Here is a 24,664-nt window from a genome sequence, read left to right as displayed (position 1 = left end):
CATGCGCCGGATTGTCGCTGCAAGCCTGAGGTTCCGGTCGATCATCATTGCGATGGCGGCCGCCCTCATGATCGTGGGCGGCGCGCAACTCAGCAGCGCTTCGGTGGATGTTTTCCCGGAGTTTGCACCGCCCCGTGTCGAGGTCCAGACGGCATGTCTGGGTCTCACTGCCTCCGAAGTCGAGGAACTCGTAACGGTTCCAATGGAGCAGGCCTTCAACGGCATAGACGGCCTGGACCAGATGCGGTCGAAGTCTGTGTCGCAGCTGTCCGCCATCGTGATGGAGTTCAAGCCCGGGACCGATCTGCTCACCGCCCGGCAGCTGGTGTCGGAGCGGATGGCAACGGTCATACCGACCCTGCCGACCTGGGCCGCGCCGCCGGTGATGCTCCAGCCGCTGTCCTCCACCAGCCGTGTCATGAAGATCGGACTCTCCTCCGAGACCCGCTCCCTGATCGAAATGTCCATGGTTTCCTACTGGAACATCCGGGCACATCTGCTGCGGGTGCCGGGCGTGGCGAACGTGGCGATCTGGGGCGAACGCCTCCAGATGCTTCAGGTCCAGGTTGATCCGACCAAACTGGCAGCCAACAACGTGACGCTGGAAAACGTCATGAACTCCACGTCCGACGCCTTGGACGCCGGCCTGCTCAAGTACTCCCCCGGTGCCTTGATCGGCACCGGAGGGGCGCTGGAAACACCCAGCCAGAGCATGTCCATCAGGCACGTACAACCCATCACGTCTCCGGCGGACCTTGCCCAGGTGCCACTGGAGGAACGCGAAGGACTGCCTCCCCTGAAGCTCGCCGACGTGGCAACCGTCGTGGAGGACCACCAGCAACTGATCGGTGACGCGGTCATCAATGGCGGCCCCGGACTGATGCTGATCGTCGAAAAGCTGCCGTGGGGCAACACCCTCGAAGTCACCCGCGGGGTCGAGGAAGCGCTCAAGGAACTGCAGCCCGGCCTGACCGGAATCGCAGTCGACACCACCCTGTTCCGGCCCGCCTCGTTCATCGAGGAATCGCTCGGCAACCTGAGCCTCGCGCTGCTGCTGGGCTGCTTCCTGGTGGTCCTGGTGCTGAGCGTCTTCCTGTTCCAATGGCGGACAGCCCTGGTGAGCGTGACGGCGATCCCGTTGTCGCTGATGGCAGCGGCCCTGGTGCTGTATTGGACCGGGGGAACGATTAATACGATGGTGCTTGCGGGGCTGGTGATTGCCGTCGGGGTCGTGGTGGACGATGCCATCATCGACGTCGAGAACATCGTCAGGCGGCTCCGGCACCACCGCGCCAGCGGCGGGACCGAAAGCACCGCCCGCGTGGTCGTCAACGCCTCTCTGGAAGTCCGCGGCCCCATCGTCTACGCCACACTGATTATCGTTGCCGCCACGGTGCCGATCTTCTTCCTGGACGGCCTGACGGGCGCCTTCTTCCGGCCCCTGGCGACCGCCTACACCCTGGCGGTGATGGCGTCCATGCTGGTGGCCCTCACGGTCACGCCGGCCATGGCGTACATCTTCCTGCGCAATGCCAAACTCGAAGACCGCGATCCGCCGGTGGTCCGGGTCCTCAAGCGCTGGTACGGCGCCGCCCTGCGTCCCATTGTGAAACGCCCGCTCCCGGGCTACCTCGCGGTGGCGGCACTCGGCGTCGTCGGAATCATAGCGGCCCCGCTCCTGGGCCAGTCACTGTTGCCCTCGTTCAAGGAACGTGACTTCCTCATGCACTGGGTCACGCAACCCGGCACCTCCAACGCCGAGGAAGTGCGCGTCAGCCAACTGGCCTGCCAGGAGCTGATGACCATTCCAGGCGTCAACAACTGCGGGTCCCACATCGGTCAGGCCTTCGCCGCCGATGAGGTGGTGGGAGTCAACTTTGGCGAGAACTGGATCAGCGTTGACCCCTCGGTCGACTACGACAAGACCCTGGCCTCCATCCAGCAGGTCGTGGACGGGTATCCCGGCATTCACCGGGACGTCCAGACCTACCTCAAGGAACGTGTCCGCGAGGTGCTCACCGGTACGGGCTACTCGATCGTGGTCCGCGTGTACGGCGATGACCTGGACACGCTGAAGAAGCAGGCGGACAAGGTCAAGACTGCCCTGGCCGGCATCGAGGGTGCCATCGGAGCCAAAGTCGCACTCCAGGTCAACGTTCCGCAGGTGGACGTCGAGGTGAACCTGGACGCCGCCAACCGCTACGGCCTGAAGCCCGGTGACGTCCGCCGTGCCGCAGCCACCCTGGTATCCGGCGAGGAGGTCGGCGACGTCTACCGGGACGGCAAGGCCTATGACGTCCAGGTCTGGAGTCCTCCGGCGATCCGGACCAGCGTCACAAGCATCGAGAACCTGCCGCTGGACACTCCCAGCGGGCAGAAGATCCGGGTGGCCGATGTCGCCAAGATCACGGTAAAGCCCACTCCCAACGTCATTGAGCGTTCGGAAGGGTCCCGCCGCCTCGATGTCAGCGCCAACGTCAAGGAAGGCGATCTGGCCAAAGTCGTCGAAAAACTCGAATCCGATCTCAAGTCCGTGGAGTTCCCCACCGGATACAGCGCCGAGATCCTGGGCGAATACGCGGAGCGGCAGGCCGCCTCGCAGCGGCTTCTCCTCTTCGCGATGGGCGCACTGGTTGTGGTGTTCCTCCTGCTCCAGGCGGCATTCCGGAGCTGGCGGCTTGCCGTTCTGGGCATCCTGACGCTGCCGGTGGCACTGGTGGGCGGGGTGATCGCCGCGCACATGAGCGGCGGAATCCTGTCCCTCGGGTCGCTGGTCGGGTTCCTGACAGTGATGGGCATCGCCGCTCGCAACGGCATCCTGCTCATCAACCACTGCCAGCACCTGGAGCAGTTCGAAGGCGTGCCGTTCGGCCGGGACCTGGTCCTGCGGGGCGCAGCCGAGCGCCTGTCACCAATCCTGATGACCACGCTCGCCACCGCACTCGCCCTGGTCCCACTGGTGGTGATGGGCAACCGCCCCGGCCATGAGATCGAGCACCCCATGGCCGTGGTGATCCTGGGTGGACTGGTGACATCGACACTGGTCAACCTGTTCATCGTTCCATCGCTCTACCTGCGGTTCGCCAAGAAGGGTCCGGCACGTCATGACCGTCAGCCCCGCGAGCCGGAACCTGTATCAGCCGTATAGCAAAAACTACCAACAATGAGAGGCCAGTCAGATGACTCCACTATCTAAGAGATTTACCGCTTACGGCTCCGCGGTCTTGCTGGTGGTGGCGTCGCTGACGGCGGCGACGGCGGCCGCGGCGACGGCAGCCACCGCGCCGGCGGTCGCCCGTTCCCAGGAACTGTGCGGCCCCGGCTCGGCGATCAAATTCAACCGCGGCGCCTTCCCGTCCAGGCCGGAGATTGACAACAAGTGGTTCCCCCTCGAACCCGGCATGCAGTACACCACCACCGGCAAAGTAGTCTCCCCGGACGGGACAACCACCCGCAAGGTTGTCAGCACGGTCACGGGGCTGACCAAGGTGATCGACGGGGTGAAGACCATCGCGATTTGGGACCGGGACTACTCCGACGGTGAGCTCGCGGAATCGGAACTTGCCTTCTTCGCCGAGACACGGAAGGGAGACGTGTGGCTCTTCGGCGAATATCCGGAGGAGTACGAGAACGGGAAGCTTGTGGGCGCGCCAAGTACGTTCATCAGCGGCATCGACAAGGCCCAGGCGGGCATCGCCATGCAGAGCCACCCGCGCCTGAAGACCCCCGCCTACCCCCAGGCCTACGCACCCAGCGTGGACTTCCTGGACTGCGGTGATGTGTTCGCGAAGGACCAACGCGTCTGCGTCGCCACTGGTTGCTACAGCGATGTGCTGGTCATCGATGAGTTCAACCCGCTGGACCCGCCAAGCGCCGGCCACCAGCGAAAGTTCTATTCCAAGCACACGGGTCTGATCAAGGTCACGGCCGTGGGCGGAGAGGACCAGGAGTTCCTGAATCTCGTCAAGATCAAGAAGCTCAGCCGCTCCGAGCTGAAGAGCGTCAACGAGCAGGCACTGCAGATCGACCGCCGGGGCTACACGGTCAGCAAGGACGTCTACGCGAAGACGCCGCGCGCTGAGGTGGCACGTGGCTACGATGGCCACCACTACCACTAACGGCCCTGCCGCACCCGTGCAATAGACAAAGGAGCCCCGGCCGGGATCTTCCCGGCCGGGGCTCCTTTGTGGGCGCCTACTTCACGTCGTCGTCAACCCAGTCCATCGACTTGGTGACGGCCTTCTTCCAGAGACGCATCTGGCGTTCCCGCTCGCCCTGGTCCATTTGCGGCTCCCACCGCTTGTCCTCGGCCCAGTTGGCCGAGCACTCGCCCAGGTCCTTCCAGAATCCGACCGCCAGGCCGGCCGCGTAGGCTGCTCCCAGCGCCGTCGTCTCGACCACCTTCGGACGGATGACCGGCACGCCGAGGATGTCCGCCTGGAACTGCATCAGGGCGTCGTTGGCGACCATGCCGCCGTCGACCTTCAGCTCCGTCAGCGGTACGCCGGAGTCGGCGTTGACGGCGTCCAGCACCTCACGGGTCTGGAAGGCGGTGGCCTCCAGCGCCGCGCGGGCGATATGGGCCTTGGTCACAAAGCGGGTCAGGCCCACAATGGCGCCACGGGCGTCCGAGCGCCAGTACGGCGCGAAGAGGCCGGAGAACGCCGGCACAATGTACACGCCGCCGTTGTCCGCCACCGAGGCCGCGAGGGTCTCGACCTCCGGGGCGCTGCCGATCATGCCGAGGTTGTCCCGCAACCACTGGATCAAGGAACCGGTGACGGCAATGGAGCCCTCCAGCGCGTAGTGCGGCGCCGCGTCGCCGAGCTTGTAGCCGACGGTGGTCAGCAGCCCGTTCTTGGAGTGGATAATCTCCTCGGCCGTGTTGAAGATCAGGAAACAGCCCGTGCCGTAGGTGTTCTTGGCTTCCCCGGCATCGAACGCCGCCTGCCCGAACGTGGCCGCCTGCTGGTCGCCCAGGATGCCGGCCACAGGAACCTCGCGCAGCAGCTGCGAGGTGTGGACTGTGCCGTAGACCTCGGAGGAGGACTTGATGGTCGGCATCATGGAGGCCGGGACGCCGAACGCGTCCAGAATCTCCTGGTCCCACGACAGCGTCTCAAGGTCCATGAACATGGTCCGTGAGGCGTTGGTCACGTCGGTGACGTGCACTCCGCCGTCGGTCCCGCCGGTCAGGTTCCAGAGCACCCAGCAGTCGGTGTTGCCGAAGACGAGGTCGCCGGCCTCCGCCTTGGCCCGGGCGCCCTCGACGTTGTCCAGGATCCACTTGATCTTGGTGCCCGAGAAGTAGGTCGCCAGCGGCAGGCCCACCTTCTGCTTGAAGCGTTCTACGCCGCCGTCCTTGGCGAGTTCGTCCACGATCGGCTGGGTACGGGTGTCCTGCCACACGATGGCGTTGTAGATCGCCTCGCCGGTGGTCTTGTCCCACACCACCGCTGTTTCGCGCTGGTTGGTGATGCCGACGGCGGCGATGTCGTGCCGGGTCAGGTTCGCCTTGGACAGGGCCGAGCCGATCACTTCGCGGGTGTTGTTCCAGATTTCAGCGGGGTTGTGCTCCACCCAGCCGGGCTGGGGGAAGATCTGCTCATGCTCCATCTGGCCGGAGGAGACGATGCTGCCGCTGTGGTCAAACACGATGGCTCGGGTGCTCGTGGTGCCCTGGTCGATTGCAACTACGTACTGGTTCATATTGACGTCCTTGTCTGTTTGGCGTGGCAGTTGTACTGACGGTTGAACGGGCGGTTAGTGAGGGATGACGGGGATGATGATCGGCACGACAGCTGCCACGAGGCCGCCCAGGGCGCCCCCGATGAGGGGACCGACGACCGGGATCCAGGAGTAGCTCCAGTCGCTGGAGCCCTTGCCCTTGATGGGGAGCAATGCGTGCGCGATGCGGGGGCCCAGGTCACGGGCGGGGTTGATGGCGTAGCCGGTGGGGCCGCCGAGCGAAACACCGATGCCGACGACCAGCAGGGCCACAGACAGCGGGCCGAGTCCGGATGGCGTCCCGCCGAAGGTCAGGATGACGAACACGAGGACAAAGGTGCCGATGATCTCGGTGATCAGGTTCCACTGGTTGGAGCGGATCGCCGGGCCGGTGGAGAAGACGGCCAGCTGGCTGGCGGGCTCCTGCTCGAGATCAAAGTGCTGCTTGTGGGCCAGCCACATCACGACGGCGCCGAGGAAGGCGCCGGTCAGTTCCCCACCGAAGTAGGTCAGGGTTGAGGCGAAGTCGACCGGAACGCCGGGAGCGTACAACTTCTTGCCGTTGACCAGCAGGCCAAAAGTCACGGCAGGGTTCAGGTGCGCACCTGAGATGGCGGCAACATAGACACCGGAGAAGACGGCAATGCCCCATCCCCAGGTCACCATCAGGAACCCGCCGTTGTTGCCCTTGGTGCCTTTGAGCGCAACGTTGGCCACCACGCCGCAACCCAGCAGGGTCAGCATGGCGGTACCGAATAATTCGGATAGGAAAACTATTCCAAGAGACATCTTTGACTCCTCTATTTTCTGTTGTCGGCGTCCGCGAGTTTGGAAGCCGTGGGGCCGGCAGCATGTTCGTGCTGCCGGCCAGCCACTGCGCCGGCCGCCAGGGCGGACCGCGCAGTGCTTGCACCCGGGCTTCCCTGCCCGGGCACGCAAGCAATATCAGGCGACCAGGCTGTGGACCCGGACACCGTGGAACCGCTGTAGCACCTCCTGTGCGTGGCTGATCTCTGAGGCCCGGCGCGCCGCGTCCCAGCCGAGCGGTCCGGAAAGGATGTCCGCGACTTCGTTGAGCAGTTCCCCTGTCACCAGGCCGCGAAAGGCCAGGGACGTGCGGCGGATGAGGACGTCCACGAGGTGCCCGATCTGCTCATGGGCGGCCATGAACTCCAGTTCCCGGGTGCTCAGCTCGCGGGTGGAATGCAGCAGCCTGTCCTGCTCGCCGGCCGCGGCCCCGTCCAGGAAGCGGATGACTTCTTCGGCGCGGGTCCCGTAGCGGGTCAGCAGCCCGGTGACGCGGGCGGCGTCGCGGCCGGCCGACATGTGGGCCTTGATCCAGCGCTGGACGCCGTCCTCGCTGTCCGGGAAGCCGGCGCCGCCGCCGATGGCGAGCTTCGCCGTCGAAACCTTCCGTTCCATACCGAGTTCGGCCAGGACGTCGTTGCTCAGGTGCTCGGCGAGGGCCCGGAACGTGGTCCACTTGCCGCCGACGAGGCTGAGGACGGCGCCGTCCGCCGCCGCACGGCGTTCGATCCGATAGTCCCTGCTGACGAAGCCGGGCTGGGTCGCGTCGTGCTTCGGAAGCGGGCGAACACCGGAGAACGAGTAGACAATCTGGTCGCGGCCCACCGGGATGTCCGGGAACACGTGGCCGATCAGGTCAAAGAAGTAGTCGATTTCCGCCTCGGTGCACACGGCGTCCTGGGCCATGTCGGCGTCGACGTCGGTGGTGCCGACCAGGACGCGGTCCCCCATCGGGTAGATCAGCACGATCCGGCCGTCGGTGTGCTCGAAGAAGATTTCGCGGCCGTTGCACGCCGCGAGCAGCTCCGGATGGTCCAGCACGATGTGCGAACCCTTGGTTCCGCCCATGAACGACGACGCCGCCCCCATGGCCTCGTTGGTCAGGTCGACCCAGGCGCCGGCGGTGTTCACGACGACGTCGGCAGTGAAGTCGAACACCTCGCCGGTCAGTTCATCGCGCAGCTGGACAGTAGTTCCTGGAGTGCCGGGGGTTCCTGGGGTGCCGGGGGTTCCGGAGCCGCCCAGCGAGACCAGGGAGACGTAATTGCTGGCGCGGGCGTGGCTGTCCGCGCCGCCGGCCTTCTCGCCGTCCTGGAGCACGTCGAGGGTGAGGCGCTCGGGGTTGTGGACGGAGGCGTCGAAGTAAGTGGCCGCGTACTTGATCCCGGGGTGCAGGCGGGGCAGCTCGGCCAGCGCGCGCTTGCGTCCGCGGAACTGGTGGCGCGGAACCGTGCCGCCGTCGCGGGAGAAGAAGTCGTACATGCTCAGGCCGAGCTTGATCAGGAACGCCCCGCGTTCGGTGTGCTTGCCCTGCTTGTGGGTCAGGAAGCGCATGGGGGCGGCCAGGACCCCGGAGAAGGTGCTGAAGATCGGGATCGTGGTCTGCAGCGGCTTGACGTAGTGCGGCGCGATCCGCAGAAGCCTGTTGCGTTCGGTCACCGACTCCTGGACAAGGCGGAACTCGCCGTTTTCGAGGTACCGGATGCCGCCGTGGATCATGTGGGAAGAGGCGCCGCTGGCACCCTGGCAGTAATCGCCGCGCTCAACGAGCGCCACATCCACGCCCTGCAGCGCAAGGTCACGGAACGTTCCGACCCCGTTGATTCCGCCTCCGATGATCAGAACCTGCGCGTGCCGCCGCGTCCGCAGCTTCTGCACCGAGGCGCGATCGTTCGCCGGTGCGCCGACTGAGTCCTTCTGTCCCAAAATTGCTCCCTTGGGTTTGATTCTGTGCGGCGCGCCCGTGGCGCGGCGCCGTTCAACACTATTCTTTGGACTAATGGAAAATGGAGTCAAGCACTATGCACAAACGTGCAGATGGGAAATGTCATGATGCAATCACGCCAGTCCGACGCCCTCCGCGCGGCCCAGCTGTATTACCTGCAGGACCTGACCATGGACGCCATCGCCCGCGAGCTCCGGACGTCCCGGTCCACGGTTTCCCGGCTGTTGTCCGCGGCGCGCGATTCGGGTCTGGTGCAGATCCAGATCCGCAGCCCGCTGGACACCGGGCCCGAACTCGAGGGCATGATCCGCGCCGAATACAAGGTGGATGTCCATGTCGTTCCGGTGGTGGACACCCTCAATGAGGCGGAAACACTGGACCGCGTGGCCATGCAGGCCGCCCGGACGATCGGACCGCTGGTGGACTCCAACGCCATCATCGGCGTCGCATGGGGCTCCACCCTGAGCGCCGTGAGCCGGCACCTGACGCGCAAGATCACCCACGACAGCGTGATCGTCCAGCTCAACGGCGCCGGGAATATGCAGACCACCGGTATCACCTATGCCTCGGACATCATGCGGCGGTTCGGCAGCGCCTACGGAGCACGGGTGGAACAGTTTCCCGTGCCGGCCTTCTTCGACCACGCCGCGACCAAAAAGGCCATGTGGAATGAGCGGAGTGTTCAGCGGATCCTGGAGCTGCAGGCCCGGATGAGCATCGCGATCTTTGGTGTCGGATCGGTCGACGCCGACTACCCCAGCCACGTCTACGCCGGCGGCTACCTCGATGAAGACGACTTGAACGTCCTGGCGAACTCCGATGTGGTGGGCGATGTTGCCACGGTGTTCTTCCGCGCCGACGGGTCCTCGGACGGCATCACTCTCAACGCGCGCTCCACCGGCCCGGACCTGGCCCAGCTCCGCCAGGTCCGGCGCCGCATCTGCGTGGTGTCCGGTGCTTCCAAAATCAACGGGCTCAGGGGCGCGCTGGCGGCAGGACTGGCCACCGACCTGATCCTGGACGAGGCCAGCGCCCGCAGGCTCGTCCGGTTCGACGGACTGGGCTGAGCGGCTGCGGGGCAGCATGACCGGTGCGGCTGGCGGCAACGGCGGTCCGGCACTCTCCAGCGCCAGTGGGTAAAGTCTTTGTCATGAGACTCTCCCCCCGGCTGACCCTGAACAACGGAGTATTGATCGACCGGCTGGGGTTCGGGCTGTACAAGGTCCCCCCGGGCGACGCCGCCAGCCTGGTGACCATGGCGGTCGAGACCGGCTACCGGCACTTCGACACCGCCGCCATGTACGGCAACGAGACCGGCGTCGGCAAGGGAATCGGTGCCCTGTCCGGATTTGAGGGCACCGGAGGCGGGCCCGGGGAAACCGCACCCTACGTCTCCCGCGAGGACCTCTTCATCACCACCAAGGTCTGGAATGACGACCACGGCTACGACGCCACCATGCGTGCGTTCGACACCTCCATGTCCAACCTCGGCCTGGAATACATCGACCTCTACCTGATCCATTGGCCGTGCGCGCGCCGTGGCCTGTTCCCGGAAACGTACCGGGCCTTGGAGACGCTGTACCGCGAGGGCAAGGTCCGCGCAATCGGCGTCTCCAACTTCCAGCCGCAGCACCTGGACCGGCTCCTGGAAACGGCGGAGGTGGTGCCCGCCGTGAACCAGATCGAACTTCATCCCTGGCTGCAGCAGGATGAACTGCGGGAAAAGCATGAGCTGCTGGGCATCCGCACCGAGGCGTGGAGTCCTTTGGGCCGCGGCCAGGTCCTGAAGGACCCGGTGATCCTGGCCCTGGCGGCCGAACACGACCGCACCCCGGCACAGATCATCCTGCGCTGGCACCTCCAGCTGGGCAATATCGCCATCCCCAAGGCCAGCTCGTCCGGCCGGATCCGCGAGAACTTCGAGGTCTTCGACTTTGAGCTCTCCCCGCTGGATATGACGGAGGTCGGCGGCCTCGAACGCGGCTTCCGGACCGGCTCCCACCCCGACAACGTCGCATAGGATTCGAACAAATGGAACAAGTGGATACCGGGTCCTCACGCACGCCCCTCTTCAGCGGCGGACTCGACGCCCGCACCCGGGCCGCGTCCGTTGAGGTTGACGGGGCCCGGATCGCGTACTGGGTCTACGAACCCGCCGAGGTCACCACCGAAACGCGCACCATCCTGGTGGTGCACGGGTTCCGCGGCGACCACCACGGCCTGCTCCGGGTAGCCGACCAGCTGACGGACATGCGCCTGATCATGCCGGACCTGCCGGGCTTCGGCAGCTCGGCCGCCTTCGCGGGAACCGGGCACAGCGTTGCCGGCTACAGCCAGTTCCTTGGCGGTTTCATGGCTGCTCTGGGACTGGGCGCGGACACGGTCCTGCTGGGGCATTCGTTCGGTTCGATCATCGCCAGCCATTTCGTGGCGGCCAACCCGGGTGCCGTGGCCGAGCTGATCCTGGTCAATCCCATCGCGGCGCCCGCCCTCGAAGGGCCCAAGGGCCTGATGACGAAGCTTGCGGTGCTCTACTACGAGGCCGCCGCATGCCTTCCCCAGCGGCTCGGGCTGGCTCTGCTGCGCAGCCAGGCGATCGTGCGGGTGATGAGCGTGACCATGGCCAAGACCGGGGACAAGGACATCCGCCGGTTCGTGCACGCCCAGCACAGTGCCTATTTTTCCTCCTTCGCGGACCGGGAGAGCCTGCTTCAGGCCTTCAAGGCCTCGGTGGGCAGCAACGTCACCGAGGTGGCCGGCGACCTGACGCTGCCGGTGCTGCTGATCGCGGGAGAGAAGGACGAGATCGCCATGCTGGCGGACCAGTACAAACTCGCGGCGCGGCTGCCGGACGGGAAGCTGGAGGTCATTCCCGGCGTCGGGCACCTGATCCACTACGAAACCCCCGAGCCCGCTGCCCGCTACATCCGACGCTTCCTAAAGGACCACGCCGCGTGAAAATTCTTATTGATGCCCGCTTCACCCGGTTGGACCACCACGACGGCATCAGCCGCTACGGCGCCAGCCTGATCGCGGCGGCCGCCAGGATCGCCGACGTCTCGATGCTGATCAGCGACACCCGCCAGCTCGCGCTCCTGCCCGACGTTCCGTACACCCTGATCAACAGCCCGCTCTCCCCGGCCGAACTCTTCGTGGCGGCCAAGGTCAACAAGCTGGGCGCCGACGTGGTGGTATGCCCCATGCAGACCATGGGCAGCTGGGGCCGGAAGTACGCCCTTGTGCTGACCCTGCACGACCTCATCTACTACGAGCACCCCACCCCTCCCGGATTCCTGCCGGCCCCCGTCAGGGTCCTGTGGCGCCTGTACCACAAGGCCTTCTGGCCCCAGCGGCTCCTGCTGAACCGGGCGGACATCGTGGCGACGATCAGCTCCACCACGGCGGCCCTGATGGCGAAGTACCGGCTCACCCGGCGTCCGGTCAGGATTGTCGGCAACGCCCCCCAGCACGGCCACACCCCGCGCGATCCCGGGGCGGGGGCCGACAAGACGCTGCTCTACATGGGTTCATTCATGCCCTACAAGAACGTGGAGACCATGGTCCGCGGCATGGCGGAACTCCCCGACATGACCCTGCATCTGCTCAGCCGCATCACGCCCGAGCGGCGGGCCGAACTCGAGGCCCTGGCTCCGGAGGGCGCAAGCATCGTTTTCCACAACGGGGTGACCGACGCCGAGTATGAGGCCCTTTTGGCACGCACCACCGCCCTGGTCAGCCTGTCCCGGGCCGAGGGCTACGGACTGCCGCTCGTCGAGGCCATGTCCCACGGCACGCCGGTGATTGCCAGCGACATCCCGATCTTCCGCGAGGTTGGTGACGACGCCGTCAGCTACGTGCATCCGGACTCCCCGGCGGAGTTTGCCGAGGCGGTGCGCACGCTCGAGGACCCCGCCCTGTGGAAGGCACGGTCCCGCCGTTCAGTGGAGCGGGCCGCAGACTTCAGCTGGGATGAGTCGGCGCGGCGGCTCGTGGCCGTCGCCGAAGAGGCCGTCGCGCTCCGGAACCGGCCCCGCGACCGGAAATAGCCGGAACGGCTGTAAGTGGCCGTCGCGGAGATCCACTCCGCGCCCCACCCGCAGCGAGGCCGGGATGACGCCGGTGTTGCGGGCCCCGACCACCCATTTGCCGCAGAGGGCCGCAATACGGACCCTCATTCCGGCCGTCTGTGGCGAATGGCCGCCGGCATGCGCGCCCGTTGTACAGAGGGACCGCCGTGCCGGTGGGGCCACGTGAGCCGCGGGGACGCAATGGAATGTCCTACAGGACGTCGACGCCGTCCAGGCGCAGTTGCACCGGGTCGTCGCTGCGCTTGGCTGCGGCCGCCGCCTTGACGGCCCGCATGACGGCCGTGGCAGCCGCGGCCTGGGCGTAGGGGATGAACAGCAGGGTCCGGACCTCCTCGCCGGAGTCCCGGGGCACAGCATCCCGGGGCACAGCATCCCGCGGCGGCGTGCGGCCTGCCCCCGCGGCCGCCGGCAGAATGACGGGCGCGGGCCCGGCCGTCCGGAGGACGGTTCCCTGCGCCGCCAGCCGCTGCTGAATGGCATCCGTGAAATGGCCGACGGCGGTCCTGCCGCCGGTGACGGAGGCGACCCGCACGGCGGGCGGCAGCTGCAGCTCCTGCCGCAGTGCCAGTTCCCGGCTGGCGTATCCGGCGGGATCCCAGCGCAGCAGGGCGCCAACCCCGGCGGCGTCGTCGGCCGTGATGACTACCAGGCCGCCCTCGGAAGCGGGCCGCACCAGGGCCGCGGCGTTGAACCAGCGGCGGACCGCGTCCTCCCCCGCCCTCAGGTTTTCCCGGCGCAGCAGCGAGTCGCCGTCGAGCAGCAGGGCTGCGGCGTACCCGCCGAAAGCCACGGGTTCGGCACCGACGGTGGCCACCACGAGGGCCGCGGTCCCCGCAACAGTGGCCTTGATCTGGTCCCCGGAGGAGGTGATGACCGGTTTTCCCGGAAACGCACGGCCCAGCTCCTCCGCGGTGCGGAGGGCTCCCGTGGCGCCGCGCCTTAGCCTGGCGCCGTTGCACGTGCCGCAGCGCCAGGCCGGGGCAGGGGCCGAGCACCAGCGGCATTGCGGCACGGCGCTGCTCCCGGCCGGGCCGGCGATCGCCAGGGGGCCGCTGCAGGCGGTGCAGCGGGCCGGTTCACGACAGGTGTCGCACACCAGCGAGGGGGCGTAGCCGGCGCGGGCCACCTGGACCAGGACCGGACCCCGTTCCAGGCCTTCCTTGGCGGCCCGCCAGGCCGCACCGGGGAGCCTGGCGATCCGGGCGAGCGGGTCATGCTCGAGTTCGTAGCTGTCGGCTGTGTTCAGGACCCGCGGGACCGTCCGCCGCACGACGGCCCGGTCAGCTTCCACGGCCTGGGCCCAGCCGGAGGCGACCAGCCGCTCCGTTTCGGTGCTGCGCGAATGGGCCGCGAGCAGGCACGCGGCCCCTTCCTGGCCGGCCCGGAGCAGGAGGACTTCGCGGGTGTGCGCGTACGGGGAGCGCTGCTCGATGTGGAGGTCGTCGCCGTCGTCCCAGCAGATGACGAGCCCGAGGTTCGGCACCGGTGCGTAGGCCGCGGACCGCGTGCCCACGGCGACCCCGGCGGCGCCGCTGAGCACGCGCAGGAAGCTGCGGTAGCGCGGCGTCTGGCCGTCGTCCGCGGTGAGCCGGGCGACGTCGCCGCCGGGAAGCAGTTCCAGCAGCGCAGATTCCACGCGGTCAAGGTCCCGGTAGTCGGGCACCACCACGACGGCGCCGCGGCCGGAGATCCGTACCGCGGCCACCGCTTCGGCGATCATCCGCGGCCAGCCGGCGGGCCCGTACCCCTGCAGGGCGGTCAGCACGGCCCGGGGCGACTCCCCCGCGGCGAGGTGGGCGAGGAATGCCGCACCGTTGCGGTACCGGGTCCAGACGCTGCCGGCAGCCGGCGACGGAAGCGACACGTCGGTCGCCAGACCGAACGTTTCGGTGCCGAACAGCGCGGGATCGAGCCGGCCGTCCGGGGCGAATTCCTTTTCCAGCTTGGCCATGCGCGGCGGCACGGCAACGCGCAGGACATCGCTGACCGTTCCGGCGTAGCGCGAGGCGATCCGGCCGGCGAGCTCGGCTACAGCGGGGGTCAGGACCGGGACAGCGGAGAGCACCTTGTGCAGCGGCACCAGGGGGTGGCCGGCGTCGGATCCGGCGGTGCGCTCCAGCAGGTATCCGGCCAGTTCCTGCCCGTTGAATTTGACCTTGACCCGGACTCCGGGCATGGCGTCGGCGTCGAGGGCGGCGGGGACGCTGTAGTCGAAAGGCCTGTCCAGGTGGGGCAGCGAGGACTCGATCAGCACCCGCGCCACCGGCAGGTGGGCCGCAAGGGCAGGCCCGGACGCTTCCGCGGCGGAGGCGGGAAAACCCTGGAGCAGGGACAGCTGCTGGGGTTCACCGGGCGCGCCGCCGGCAGGATTGGGACTCACGGCTCGCACCTCCCCTCCGGATTGTTTCGACAACGACCTACTGACCGGGTACTCAAATTCAGGCCCTAAAAGCAGTGCACTCAAAAAGCGTGTAGCCAGGCCACCGGGAGGCGGCCTGGCTACAGCAGATCACGAGGCACTGACAAAACGCCCCAGAACGCCGGTGCGGTCCCGGGCCTTAGGCGTTAAAGAACGCCTTCAGCTCGTCCACCCGGTCCAGGCGTTCCCACGTGAAGTCCGGGTCTTCGCGGCCGAAGTGTCCGTGGGCGGCGGTCTTGGCGTAGATCGGGCGCTTGAGGTCGAGGGCGTCGATGATGGCCCGCGGGCGCAGGTCGAAGATCTCGGCGATCGCGGCGCTGATGCGGGCCGGGTCCACGGTTTCGGTTCCGAACGTCTCAACGTAGGTTCCCACTGGGCGGGCCTGGCCGATCGCGTAGGCGATCTGGATTTCGGCACGCTTGGCGAGGCCGGCGGCCACCACGTTCTTGGCGACCCAGCGCATTGCGTAGGCGGCCGAGCGGTCCACCTTCGACGGGTCCTTGCCGGAGAACGCGCCGCCGCCGTGGCGGGCCATGCCGCCGTAGGTGTCGACGATGATCTTGCGGCCGGTGAGGCCGGCGTCCCCCACCGGGCCGCCAATCACAAAGGCGCCTGCGGGGTTGAGGATGTTGCGGGTCCGTGAGGTGTCCAGGTTGGACAGTGCCATGACCGGTCCCACCACGAGCTCGGCGAGGTCGGCCCGGAGCTGGTCCAGGCTGGTGCCTTCGGCGTGCTGGCTGGAGATGACGACGGTTTCGACCGAGACCGGGCGGTCGCCGTCGTAGCCTACGGTGACCTGGGTCTTGCCGTCCGGGCGCAGGTAGGCGAGTTCGCCGTTCTTGCGGACCTCGGTCAGGCGCTCGGAGAGACGGTGCGCGAGCCAGATCGGCACGGGCATGTAGGACGGCGTTTCGTCGCTGGCGTAGCCGAACATGAGTCCCTGGTCGCCGGCGCCCTGGAGGTCGTAGTCGTCCTCCTGGCGGCCCTCACGCGCTTCGAGGGAGTTGAACACGCCGCCGGCGATGTCGTTGGACTGCTGGCCGATGGATACCGAGACGCCGCACCGGGCGCCGTCGAAGCCGTTGGCCGAAGAATCGTACCCGATGCCCAGGATGGTCTCCCGGACAATCTGGGGGATCTCGACGTAGGCGTCTGTGGTGACCTCGCCCGCGACGTGGACCAGCCCGGTGGTGGCCAGCGTCTCCACGGCTACCCGGGACTCGGGGTCTTTGTCGAGCAGGGCGTCGAGGATCGCATCGCTGATCTGGTCACAGATCTTATCGGGGTGGCCCTCCGTCACGGACTCGGACGTGAAGAGCCGGAGCGCGGCGGGCGTGGACCCGTGGAAGGCGGGGATGTGCAGCGGTAAAGTCACTCAACTACCTTACTGGTTGGATAACGGACGTCCGGCGGCGTGTGTCCCCGTGCTAAGGAGATGTTGGTTACGCCGGGCTACGCCGGCGGTACAGCCCGGCTCAGCTCGGCGCTGATCCGGTCGATCACGGCAGCCGCGACGTCGGATTTGGAACCCGACGCCTCTTGGGGTTCGGAGCCGTCACGGGAAAGGATGACTACTGTGTTCGTGTCCTCGCCAAAGACCAAGTCCCGGCCCACCTGGTTGACGACCAGCAGGTCGCAGGCTTTCCGGTGCAGCTTGGCCCGGGCATAGTCCAGGACATCACCGTCGGCATCGCCCGTCTCGGCGGCGAAGCCGACGATCAGCTGATTCCGGGACGCGGCGTCGCGGACCTCGACGAGTTCGCGCAGGATGTCGGGGTTGCGCACCAGGTTGATCACGGGATCGGCGACGTCGTCGCGTTTCTTGATCTTGGTCCCGGCGACGTCCGCCGGCCGGAAGTCCGCGACCGCGGCAGCCATGATGACGACGTCGGAGTCGGCGGCCGCGTGCAGCGCCGCCTCCCGCAGTTCCAGGGCAGTTTCGACCGGGACGAGTTCGACGCCGGCGGGCGCCGGGACTTCCATGTGGGCGGCCAGCAGGCGGACGCGGGCGCCGGCTGCGCGGGCGGCCGCGGCCAGGGCCACGCCCTGCTTGCCGGAGGAGCGGTTGCCGAGGAACCGTACGGGGTCCAGCGGTTCCCGGGTGCCGCCGGCGCTGATGGTCACCGTCAGTCCGGCCAACGGCGTCACCGCCGGCTGCGCCGCTGCCGGCGCGGCGGCCATGTCAGTGGTCGCGTCCGCGTCAACGGCCGGCCTCGCCTCAAAAGCGGCAGCCGTGCCGGCGCCGGCGAGGGCCATGGCGGCGGTGAAGATCGCCTCGGGCTCGGGCAGGCGGCCGGGCCCGGAGTCGGCGCCGGTCAGCCGCCCGCTCGCGGGTTCCAGCACCGTGACGCCGCGGCTGCGCAGGGTTTCGACGTTGGCTTCGGTGGCGGGGTGTTGCCACATTTCGGTGTGCATGGCCGGGGCCATGAGCACAGGGCAGTCGCCGGCCATCAGCAGGGTATTGGTGAGGAGGTCATCGGCCTGGCCGCTGGCCGCACGGGCCAGGAGATCGGCCGTGGCCGGGGCAACGACGATCAGTTCGGCCTCGTGGCCGAGCCGGACATGGTTGACCGTGTGGACGGCGTCGAACACGCTGTTGCTCACCGGGTGCCCGGACAGGGCCTCCCACGTGGCGACGCCGACGAAGCGGGTGGCCGCCTCGGTGGGGATGACCGTGACGTCATGCCCGGCTTCAGTAAAAAGCCGGAGGAGCGATGCCACCTTGTAGGCGGCAATCCCTCCCCCGACTCCGAGGACTATGCGCACGTGATCTCCGTCAACAGGCAGTCTGTTTACTTGGCTCTTCCCGCGGGGGGAATTACTCTGCGGTTTCGATCGGCGTGGAGACGAGCTTGCCTTCGTTGATCTCGCGCAGGGCGATCGACAGGGACTTCTCGTTCAGCTTGGTGTCGACCAGCGGGCCAACGTACTCAAACAGGCCCTCATGCAGCTGGGCGTAGTACGCGTTGATCTGGCGTGCGCGCTTGGCACCAAAAATCACCAGTCCGTACTTCGAGTCGGCGGCCTTCAGCAGCTCGTCGATCGGCGGGTTGATGATGCCTTCAAGGTTCGTGGACACGAATTCTCCAAATTCTAACGGGCCGGTACGTCCCGGCGCCTAGCGCGGGTTCGGGGTCAGCCCCATGAGTGAAACAAGCTCGTCCGCTGCCCGACGAACGTCATCATTGATGACGGTGTGGTCGAACTCCGGTTCAGCGGCAAGTTCTAGTTTAGCGGTTTCCAGCCTCTGCTGCTGTTCTTCGGCGCTTTCCGTGCCGCGGCCGACCAGCCGGCGGACCATTTCGTCCCAGCTCGGGGGCGCCAGGAACACAAACTGGGCATCCGGGACGGCCTGCTTGACCTGCCGGGCGCCCTGCAGATCGATCTCCAGCAGCACCGAGCGGCCCTCGGCAATGGCGGCGTCAACCGTGCTCCGCAGCGTGCCGTAGCGGTTCCGGCCATGGACGACGGCCCACTCGAGCAGTTCGCCGTTTTCGACCAGGGAATCGAATTCCTCGGCCGATTTGAAGAAGTAGTGGATCCCGTCCTGCTCCCCCGGCCGCGGCGGACGCGTAGTGGCCGACACGGAGAGCCAGACGCCGGGGTAGTTGTCCCGGATGTAGGTGGACACGGTGCCTTTGCCAACAGCCGTCGGGCCGGCGAGGACTGTCAGTCCCGGTTTCTTGCTCACATATTCCTTTGGGCGGTGGTGGGCAGCTCGGCGGACCGGGCTACTTGTCGTCAATAAAATCTACCAGCGCCCGGCGCTGGTGGATTCCCAGGCCGCGGACCCGTCGGGATTGTGCGATGCCGAGCTGGTCCATGATGGCCGCCGCCCGGACCCGGCCGATCCCGGGCAGGGCCTCGAGCAGCTCCACGATTCTCATGCGGGCAATGGCGTCGTCGGATTCGCCTGCACTGATGACATTGGCGATGGTCAGCTCGCCCGTCTTGAGCCGCTCCTTTGCCTCGGCCCTGGTGGCTCTTGCGGCAGCGGCCTTGCGAAGGGCGTCGGAACGCTCCTGAGGAGTGAGTGGTCTCAAACTCACGGAAGGCCTCCCTGCATGGCGGGACGGGGCACTCATGCCCTTGCCCCGAACCTACCGTCAGGCGGCGGCAGAAATCAATGGAAATCTGCGCGCCGGCCAGTTCGGGAACGGGAAAAGCGCAATCCCGAACGGGACAGCCCCCGGCCCGGGTCCGGCAGCTCCGGTCCCGGGCCGGCGAGGCGGCTGCCGCTAAGCCGCGAGGAGTTCGTCGAGGGTGCGCCGCGCGGCATCCCGGAGGGACTGCAGCTGCGGTCCGGCGCCGAGAATGTCCCGGCTCGAGGTCCCCAGGACCTGGGGATAGGCCGCACCGAACGTGCGGCGCAGGTCCGCGGCCGTGGCGCCCTGAGCGCCCAGCCCCGGGGCCAGGATCGGCCCGCGGACCGCCGCCAGATCGATATCGAGTGCGGAAAGGGCCGAGCCCACCGTGGCACCGACCACCAGGCCCACGGAACCGAGCGAACCGTCATAGCGCTGGTTCTCCACCGCGGCCGCTTCGGTGATCCGCCGTGCGACGGAATCCGCCCCGCCGACGTGCTGGACCGAGGCGCCCTCCGGGTTCGAGGTCAGCGCGAGGACGAACACCCCGCGCCCGGTCCCGGCCGCCAGGTCCAGGGCGGGCCGGAGCGACTCAAAGCCCAGGTACGGGCTCAACGTCACCGAATCCGCGGCCAGGGCCGAGCCGTCCCGCAGCCAGGCATCCGCGTAGGCGGCCATGGTGGAGCCGATGTCGCCGCGTTTGGCGTCCGCGATGGTCAGCACGGACGCTTCCGCCGCCGCGGCCAGGGTGCGTTCGAGCACGGCGATTCCAGCCGATCCGTGGCGCTCGTACAGGGCCACCTGCGGTTTCACCGCGGCAGCGAGGGAGCCCACTGCCTCCAGCACGGTCAGCGAGAAGCGTTCCAGCCCGGCGGCGTCGTCAGTGAGCCCCCAGCGCTGCAGCAGCGCCGGGTGCGGGTCGATGCCGACGCACAGCGGGCCGCGGTCCGCCATGGCCCGCCCCAGCCGGGAGCCGAAGGTTTCCCGGCCGGCCGCCGGGGCGGTGGATGCCTCAGGCATCCTGGAGCGCCTTCAGGTTCGCGGCGTGTTCCTGCAGGCTCGTGACCGACCATTCGTAGGTGCGCAGCGCCTCGATGGCCTGGACGGCGGCGTTGAACTCGGCCACGGTGGTGATGCACGGGATCCCGATCGAGGTCGCGGCGGCACGGAGTTCGTAGCCGTCGCTGCGGGCCTCGCCGCCGGAGGGGGTGTTGAAGACCATGTCGATCTCGCCGGCGATGATGAGGTCGGCGATGGTGCCTTCGCCTTCGGCGCTGGAGCCTTCGGCGACCTTCCGGACCGGGGTGGCCTGGATCCCGTTGCGGCGGAGCACGTCGGCCGTGCCGCCGGTGGAGACGATCTCGAAGCCGAGGTCCGAGAGCCGCTTGACGCCCATGATGACCGAGCGCTTGTCCCGGTTGGCCACCGAGACGAAGATCTTGCCCTCGGTGGGCAGGGCGTTGTTCGCGGCCGCCTGGCTCTTGGCGAAGGCCGTGTCGAAGTGCTTGTCGATGCCCATGACCTCGCCCGTGGAGCGCATTTCCGGGCCGAGCAGGGAGTCGACCACTTTGCCCTCCGGGGTGCGGAAGCGGCTGAACGGCAGCACGGCTTCCTTGACCGAGACCGGCGCGTCCAGCGGCAGGGTGGAGCCGTCGCCGCTCTCCGGCAGCATCTTGTAGGCGCTGCGGAGCTGGTTGATGGTGACGCCGGTGCCGATCAGGGCCGCGGCTTTCGCCATCTGGACACCCGTGGCCTTGGAGACGAACGGGACGGTGCGGGACGCGCGCGGGTTGGCTTCGAGGACGTAGAGCACGTCGGAGGCCAGGGCGAACTGGATGTTGATCAGGCCGCGGACGCCCACGCCCTCGGCGATCGCCAGGGTGGCGGTCCGCACCCGTTCCAGCACGTTGCCGCCCAGGGTGATGGGCGGCAGGACGCAGGCCGAGTCGCCGGAGTGGATGCCGGCCTCCTCGATGTGTTCCATGATGCCGCCGAGGTACATCTCCGTGCCGTCGTAGAGGGCATCGACGTCGATCTCGACGGCGTCCTCGAGGAAGCGGTCGATCAGCACCGGGTGGTCGGGGGTGATCTCGGTGGCGTTGGCGATGTAGCGGGAGAGGTTGGGCTCGTCGTAGACGATCTCCATGCCACGTCCGCCGAGGACGTAGGAGGGCCGGACCAGGACCGGGTAGCCGATCTCGTCGGCGATCTTCTTGGCGTCCTCGAAGGACACGGCGGTGCCGTTCTTCGGCGAGACGAGCCCGGCCTTGTCGAGGACGCGGGAGAAGGCGCCGCGGTGTTCGGCGAGGTCGATTGCCTCCGGCGAGGTGCCGAGGATCGGCACGCCGGCGTCTGCGAGCTGCTGGGCGAGCTTGAGCGGGGTCTGGCCGCCGAGCTGGACGAAGACGCCCATGACCCCGCCGGTGCGCTCCTCGGCCGCGATGACCTCAAGGACGTCCTCCAGGGTGAGCGGTTCGAAGTAGAGCCGGGTGGAGACGTCGTAGTCGGTGGAGACGGTTTCCGGGTTGCAGTTGACCATCACGGTCTCGTAGCCGGCCTTGCGCAGCGCCATCGAGGCGTGCACGCAGGAGTAGTCGAACTCGATACCCTGGCCGATCCGGTTGGGGCCGGACCCGAGGATGATGATGGACGGCTTGGCGTGCAGCGCAACCTCGTCCTCCTCGTCATAGGAGGAGTAGTGGTACGGGGTGTAGGCGGCGAACTCGGCCGCGCAGGTGTCCACGGTCTTGTAGACGGGACGGATGCCCAGGGCCTGCCGGACCCCGCGGACGACGTCCTCGGAGTTGTGGGTCAGCGCACCGATCTGTTCGTCGGAGAAGCCGTGGCGCTTGGCGCGGGTCAGCATCTCCGGCGTCAGCGCCGCGGCCTGGCGGATTTCGAGCGAGATCTCGTTCAGCAGCTGGAGCTGGTCCAGGTACCAGGGGTCGATCTTGGTCGCCTCGAAGAGCTGTTCCGCGGTGGCGCCGCCGAGCAAGGCCCGCTGCACCTGGTGCAGGCGCTCGGTGGTGGGACGCTTGGCCTTCTCGATCAGCTCCGCGACTTCCCATTCCGGGACGTGGCTGAAGTCCAGCTGGGAGCCCTTCTGCTCCAGGGAGCGCAAGGCCTTCTGCAGCGCCTCGGTGAAGTTCCGGCCCATGGCCATGGCCTCGCCCACCGACTTCATGGTGGTGGTCAGGGTGGGGTCCGCCGCCGGGAACTTCTCGAACGCGAAGCGCGGGACCTTCACCACCACGTAGTCCAGGGTCGGTTCGAAGGACGCCGGGGTCTTCTGGGTGATGTCGTTCGGGATCTCGTCCAGGGTGTAGCCAAGGGACAGCTTCGTGGCGATCTTGGCGATCGCGAAGCCGGTGGCCTTGGACGCCAGGGCGGAGGAACGGGAGACGCGGGGGTTCATTTCGATCACGACGACGCGGCCGGTGTCCGGCTCGACGGCAAACTGGATGTTGCAGCCGCCGGTGTCGACGCCGACCTCGCGGATGACCGCGATGGAGATGTCGCGCAGCCGCTGGTATTCGCGGTCCGTCAGGGTCAGGGCCGGGGCGACAGTTATCGAGTCGCCCGTGTGCACGCCGACCGGGTCGAAGTTCTCGATGGAGCAGACCACCACGACGTTGTCGTTCTTGTCCCGCATCATCTCGAGCTCGTACTCCTTCCAGCCGAGGATGCTCTCTTCGAGCAGCACCTCGGACGTGGGGCTGTACTGCAGGCCCTGGCCGACAATCCGGCGCAGGTCCCCCTCGTCGTAGGCCAGCCCGGAGCCCAGGCCGCCCATGGTGAAGGAGGGCCGGACGACCATCGGGTAACCGAGGTCACCGGCCGCGGCGAGTGCCTCGTCCATGGTGTGGATGATGTGGCTGCGGGCCGACTCGGCGCCGCAGCGCTCGACGACGCCCTTGAACTTCTCGCGGTCCTCGCCCAGCTCAATCGCGGCAATGTTGGCGCCGATCAGCTCGACGTTGTACTTCTCCAGGACGCCGTTCTTGTCCAGCGCGATGGCCGTGTTGAGGGCCGTCTGGCCGCCGAGGGTCGGCAGGAGCGCGTCGGGGCGCTCCTTGGCGATGATTTTCTCCACCACTTCGGGGGTGATCGGCTCGATGTAGGTCGCGTCCGCGAACTCGGGGTCCGTCATGATGGTGGCCGGGTTGGAGTTGACGAGGATGACCCGCAGGCCTTCCTCCTTGAGGACGCGCAGAGCCTGGGTGCCGGAGTAATCGAATTCGGCCGCCTGGCCGATCACGATCGGGCCGGACCCGATGACCATGACGCTCTTGAGGTCAGTTCTCTTGGGCATTACTTCGTGTCCTCAGTCTTGGAATCGGTGGCAGTCTTTGTGCCGGTCTCTGTCTTTGAAGAAGCGTCCGCCATCAGTTCGATGAAGCGGTCGAAGAGGTAGGCGGCGTCGTGCGGGCCGGCGGCCGCTTCGGGGTGGTACTGCACGGAGAAGGCCGGAATGTCTAGGCAGGACAGTCCTTCGACGACGTCGTCGTTGAGGCTCACGTGGCTGACCTCGACGCGGCCGAAGCGTTCCTCGGGGGCTTGGGTGGCGCCGTTGAGCGGGGCGTCGACGGCGAAGCCGTGGTTCTGCGAAGTAATTTCGACCTTGCCGGTGCGGCGGTCCATCACGGGCTGGTTCAGGCCGCGGTGGCCGTAGCGGAGCTTGTAGGTGCCGAACCCGAGGGCCCGGCCGAGGATCTGGTTGCCGAAGCAGATACCGAAGTACGGGATCTTCTCATCGAGCACGGAGCGCAGCAGCGCCACCTGGTTGTCCGCGGTGGCGGGGTCGCCGGGGCCGTTGGACATGAAGAAGCCGTCCGGGTTGACGGCCTGGACGTCGGCGAGGGTTGCCGTGGCGGGCAGCACGTGCACCCGCACCCCGCGCTCGGCGAACCGGACGGGGGTCATGCGCTTGATGCCCAAGTCGATAGCGGCAATGCTGAACCGCGGCTCGCCGTCCCAGCCGAAGTCCTTGGGCTCCACCGTGTAGGCGGCGTCCACGCTGACTTCCTCGGCGAGCCGTGAGCCTTCCATCGGCGCGCTGGCCAGGACGGCGTCGATGAGTTCCTTGTCCGTGGCGCGGGCGGCGTCGCCGGAGAAGATGCCGGCGCGCATGGTCTTGTGTTCGCGCAGGTGGCGGGTGATGGCGCGGGTGTCGACGCCCTGGATGCCGACGATCCCCTGCTCGACGAGCTCGTCGTCGAGGGGGCGTTCGGAACGCCAGTTGGAGGGCCGGCGCGCGGCGTCGCGGACGATGTAGCCGGCCACCCAGATGCGGCGGGACTCGGCGTCGTCGGTGTTGACGCCGGTGTTGCCAATGTGCGGCGCGGTCTGGACCACGAGCTGGCGTGCGTAGGAGGGGTCGGTGATGGTCTCCTGGTAGCCGGTCATGCCGGTCGCGAAGACTGCTTCGCCGAGGGCCGTTCCGGTGGCGCCGTAGCTGGTGCCGCGGAAAATCCGGCCGTCCTCGAGCACGAGGACCGCGGGGGTGGATGCTGCAGCGGCGGCCTTTGCTGGCTCTGCAGCTTCTGTCACTGATTTTTCTGACACTGCTGTTGCTGTCACTTCGTTGGGGTCC

Annotated in this window: 18 protein-coding genes; 6 read left to right on the top strand and 12 right to left on the bottom strand. The window is 67.5% G+C overall.

From position 1 onward, the window contains the following. Nucleotide 1: 1 nt before the first annotated feature. The gene (locus ARTB_RS02075) at nt 2-3,148 is read left to right on the top strand and encodes an efflux RND transporter permease subunit (protein WP_243177388.1); all 3,147 of its coding nucleotides are present in this window, start codon (nt 2-4) and stop codon (nt 3,146-3,148) included. Nucleotides 3,149-3,179: 31 nt separating this feature from the next. Beyond that, on the top strand, nt 3,180-4,118 hold the full coding sequence (locus ARTB_RS02070) for a hypothetical protein (RefSeq protein WP_243177387.1): 939 nt from the start codon (nt 3,180-3,182) through the stop codon (nt 4,116-4,118). Between the two features lie 76 nt (nt 4,119-4,194). Here ARTB_RS02070 and glpK read toward each other — a convergent pair whose 3' ends face one another. The 3 genes from glpK to ARTB_RS02055 all read right to left on the bottom strand — a co-directional run bounded on the left by glpK (nt 4,195) and on the right by ARTB_RS02055 (nt 8,460). Further along, nucleotides 4,195-5,709, bottom strand: a complete 1,515-nt coding sequence (gene glpK / locus ARTB_RS02065; RefSeq protein WP_243177386.1) for a glycerol kinase GlpK — start codon at nt 5,707-5,709, stop codon at nt 4,195-4,197. 54 nt (nt 5,710-5,763) lie between these two features. Further along, nucleotides 5,764-6,516, bottom strand: coding sequence for an MIP/aquaporin family protein (locus ARTB_RS02060; protein ID WP_028276452.1), 753 nt, complete (start codon nt 6,514-6,516; stop codon nt 5,764-5,766). A 156-nt stretch (nt 6,517-6,672) separates the two neighbouring features. Continuing rightward, nucleotides 6,673-8,460, bottom strand: coding sequence for a glycerol-3-phosphate dehydrogenase/oxidase (locus ARTB_RS02055; protein WP_439954072.1), 1,788 nt, complete (start codon nt 8,458-8,460; stop codon nt 6,673-6,675). A gap of 123 nt (nt 8,461-8,583) precedes the next feature. On the opposite strand from ARTB_RS02055, the gene ARTB_RS02050 reads away from it, so the two are divergent. The 4 genes from ARTB_RS02050 to ARTB_RS02035 all read left to right on the top strand — a co-directional run bounded on the left by ARTB_RS02050 (nt 8,584) and on the right by ARTB_RS02035 (nt 12,525). Continuing rightward, complete coding sequence (locus tag ARTB_RS02050) at nt 8,584-9,546, top strand: sugar-binding transcriptional regulator (RefSeq protein WP_028276454.1); 963 nt, start codon at nt 8,584-8,586, stop codon at nt 9,544-9,546. Between the two features lie 83 nt (nt 9,547-9,629). Next, entirely contained in the window at nt 9,630-10,499 is an 870-nt protein-coding gene (locus ARTB_RS02045; protein ID WP_243177385.1) for an aldo/keto reductase, read from the top strand. Between the two features lie 11 nt (nt 10,500-10,510). Continuing rightward, nucleotides 10,511-11,437, top strand: coding sequence for an alpha/beta fold hydrolase (locus ARTB_RS02040; protein ID WP_243177384.1), 927 nt, complete (start codon nt 10,511-10,513; stop codon nt 11,435-11,437). Continuing rightward, nucleotides 11,434-12,525, top strand: a complete 1,092-nt coding sequence (locus tag ARTB_RS02035) for a glycosyltransferase family 4 protein (RefSeq protein ID WP_243177383.1) — start codon at nt 11,434-11,436, stop codon at nt 12,523-12,525. The genes ARTB_RS02040 and ARTB_RS02035 overlap by 4 nt, the downstream gene beginning before the upstream one ends. Before the next feature lie 232 nt (nt 12,526-12,757). Here the strand turns inward: ARTB_RS02035 and ARTB_RS02030 are convergent, their stop codons facing one another. From ARTB_RS02030 to carA, 9 genes are all read right to left on the bottom strand, one after another. Next, nucleotides 12,758-14,947, bottom strand: coding sequence for a primosomal protein N' (locus tag ARTB_RS02030; RefSeq protein WP_243177382.1), 2,190 nt, complete (start codon nt 14,945-14,947; stop codon nt 12,758-12,760). A gap of 178 nt (nt 14,948-15,125) precedes the next feature. Further along, nucleotides 15,126-16,361 carry a methionine adenosyltransferase gene (gene metK, locus ARTB_RS02025; protein WP_243177381.1) on the bottom strand — a complete coding sequence of 412 codons (1,236 nt, stop codon included), beginning with the start codon at nt 16,359-16,361 and terminating at the stop codon, nt 15,126-15,128. A 77-nt stretch (nt 16,362-16,438) separates the two neighbouring features. Further along, entirely contained in the window at nt 16,439-17,752 is a 1,314-nt protein-coding gene (locus ARTB_RS02020; RefSeq protein ID WP_243177380.1) for a bifunctional phosphopantothenoylcysteine decarboxylase/phosphopantothenate synthase, read from the bottom strand. Nucleotides 17,753-17,804: 52 nt separating this feature from the next. Further along, nucleotides 17,805-18,065, bottom strand: a complete 261-nt coding sequence (gene rpoZ, locus ARTB_RS02015) for a DNA-directed RNA polymerase subunit omega (RefSeq protein ID WP_018773134.1) — start codon at nt 18,063-18,065, stop codon at nt 17,805-17,807. Nucleotides 18,066-18,104: 39 nt separating this feature from the next. Then, nucleotides 18,105-18,677 (bottom strand): guanylate kinase, encoded by a 573-nt coding sequence (gene gmk / locus ARTB_RS02010; protein WP_028276459.1) that lies wholly within the window; start codon nt 18,675-18,677, stop codon nt 18,105-18,107. Nucleotides 18,678-18,717: 40 nt separating this feature from the next. Beyond that, a complete protein-coding gene (gene mihF / locus ARTB_RS02005) occupies nt 18,718-19,035 on the bottom strand; it encodes an integration host factor, actinobacterial type (RefSeq protein WP_028276460.1) in 318 nt (105 codons plus the stop codon). Nucleotides 19,036-19,224: 189 nt separating this feature from the next. Next, on the bottom strand, nt 19,225-20,091 hold the full coding sequence (pyrF, locus tag ARTB_RS02000; protein WP_243177379.1) for an orotidine-5'-phosphate decarboxylase: 867 nt from the start codon (nt 20,089-20,091) through the stop codon (nt 19,225-19,227). Next, a complete protein-coding gene (gene carB, locus ARTB_RS01995) occupies nt 20,084-23,383 on the bottom strand; it encodes a carbamoyl-phosphate synthase large subunit (RefSeq protein WP_243177378.1) in 3,300 nt (1,099 codons plus the stop codon). The genes pyrF and carB overlap by 8 nt, the downstream gene beginning before the upstream one ends. Continuing rightward, on the bottom strand, nt 23,383-24,621 hold the full coding sequence (carA, locus tag ARTB_RS01990; RefSeq protein ID WP_243177377.1) for a glutamine-hydrolyzing carbamoyl-phosphate synthase small subunit: 1,239 nt from the start codon (nt 24,619-24,621) through the stop codon (nt 23,383-23,385). The genes carB and carA overlap by 1 nt, the downstream gene beginning before the upstream one ends. Between the last annotated feature and the right edge of the window lie 43 nt (nt 24,622-24,664).

Origin of the sequence: Arthrobacter humicola (assembly GCF_022803015.1) — a bacterium.
Classification (GTDB): Bacteria; Actinomycetota; Actinomycetes; order Actinomycetales; family Micrococcaceae; genus Arthrobacter; species Arthrobacter humicola_A.
The sequence above is the reverse complement of the archived record's forward strand: the minus strand, read 5'-3'. Positions and strand labels throughout refer to the sequence as shown.

Coding starts and splice junctions, on each gene's coding strand:
- ARTB_RS02075 (WP_243177388.1), top strand. CDS start 2: ATGCGCCGGATTGTCGCTGCAAGCCTGAGGTTCCGGTCGATCATCATT.
- ARTB_RS02070 (WP_243177387.1), top strand. CDS start 3,180: ATGACTCCACTATCTAAGAGATTTACCGCTTACGGCTCCGCGGTCTTG.
- glpK (WP_243177386.1), bottom strand. CDS start 5,709: ATGAACCAGTACGTAGTTGCAATCGACCAGGGCACCACGAGCACCCGA.
- ARTB_RS02060 (WP_028276452.1), bottom strand. CDS start 6,516: ATGTCTCTTGGAATAGTTTTCCTATCCGAATTATTCGGTACCGCCATG.
- ARTB_RS02050 (WP_028276454.1), top strand. CDS start 8,584: ATGATGCAATCACGCCAGTCCGACGCCCTCCGCGCGGCCCAGCTGTAT.
- ARTB_RS02045 (WP_243177385.1), top strand. CDS start 9,630: ATGAGACTCTCCCCCCGGCTGACCCTGAACAACGGAGTATTGATCGAC.
- ARTB_RS02040 (WP_243177384.1), top strand. CDS start 10,511: ATGGAACAAGTGGATACCGGGTCCTCACGCACGCCCCTCTTCAGCGGC.
- pyrF (WP_243177379.1), bottom strand. CDS start 20,091: ATGCCTGAGGCATCCACCGCCCCGGCGGCCGGCCGGGAAACCTTCGGC.
- carB (WP_243177378.1), bottom strand. CDS start 23,383: ATGCCCAAGAGAACTGACCTCAAGAGCGTCATGGTCATCGGGTCCGGC.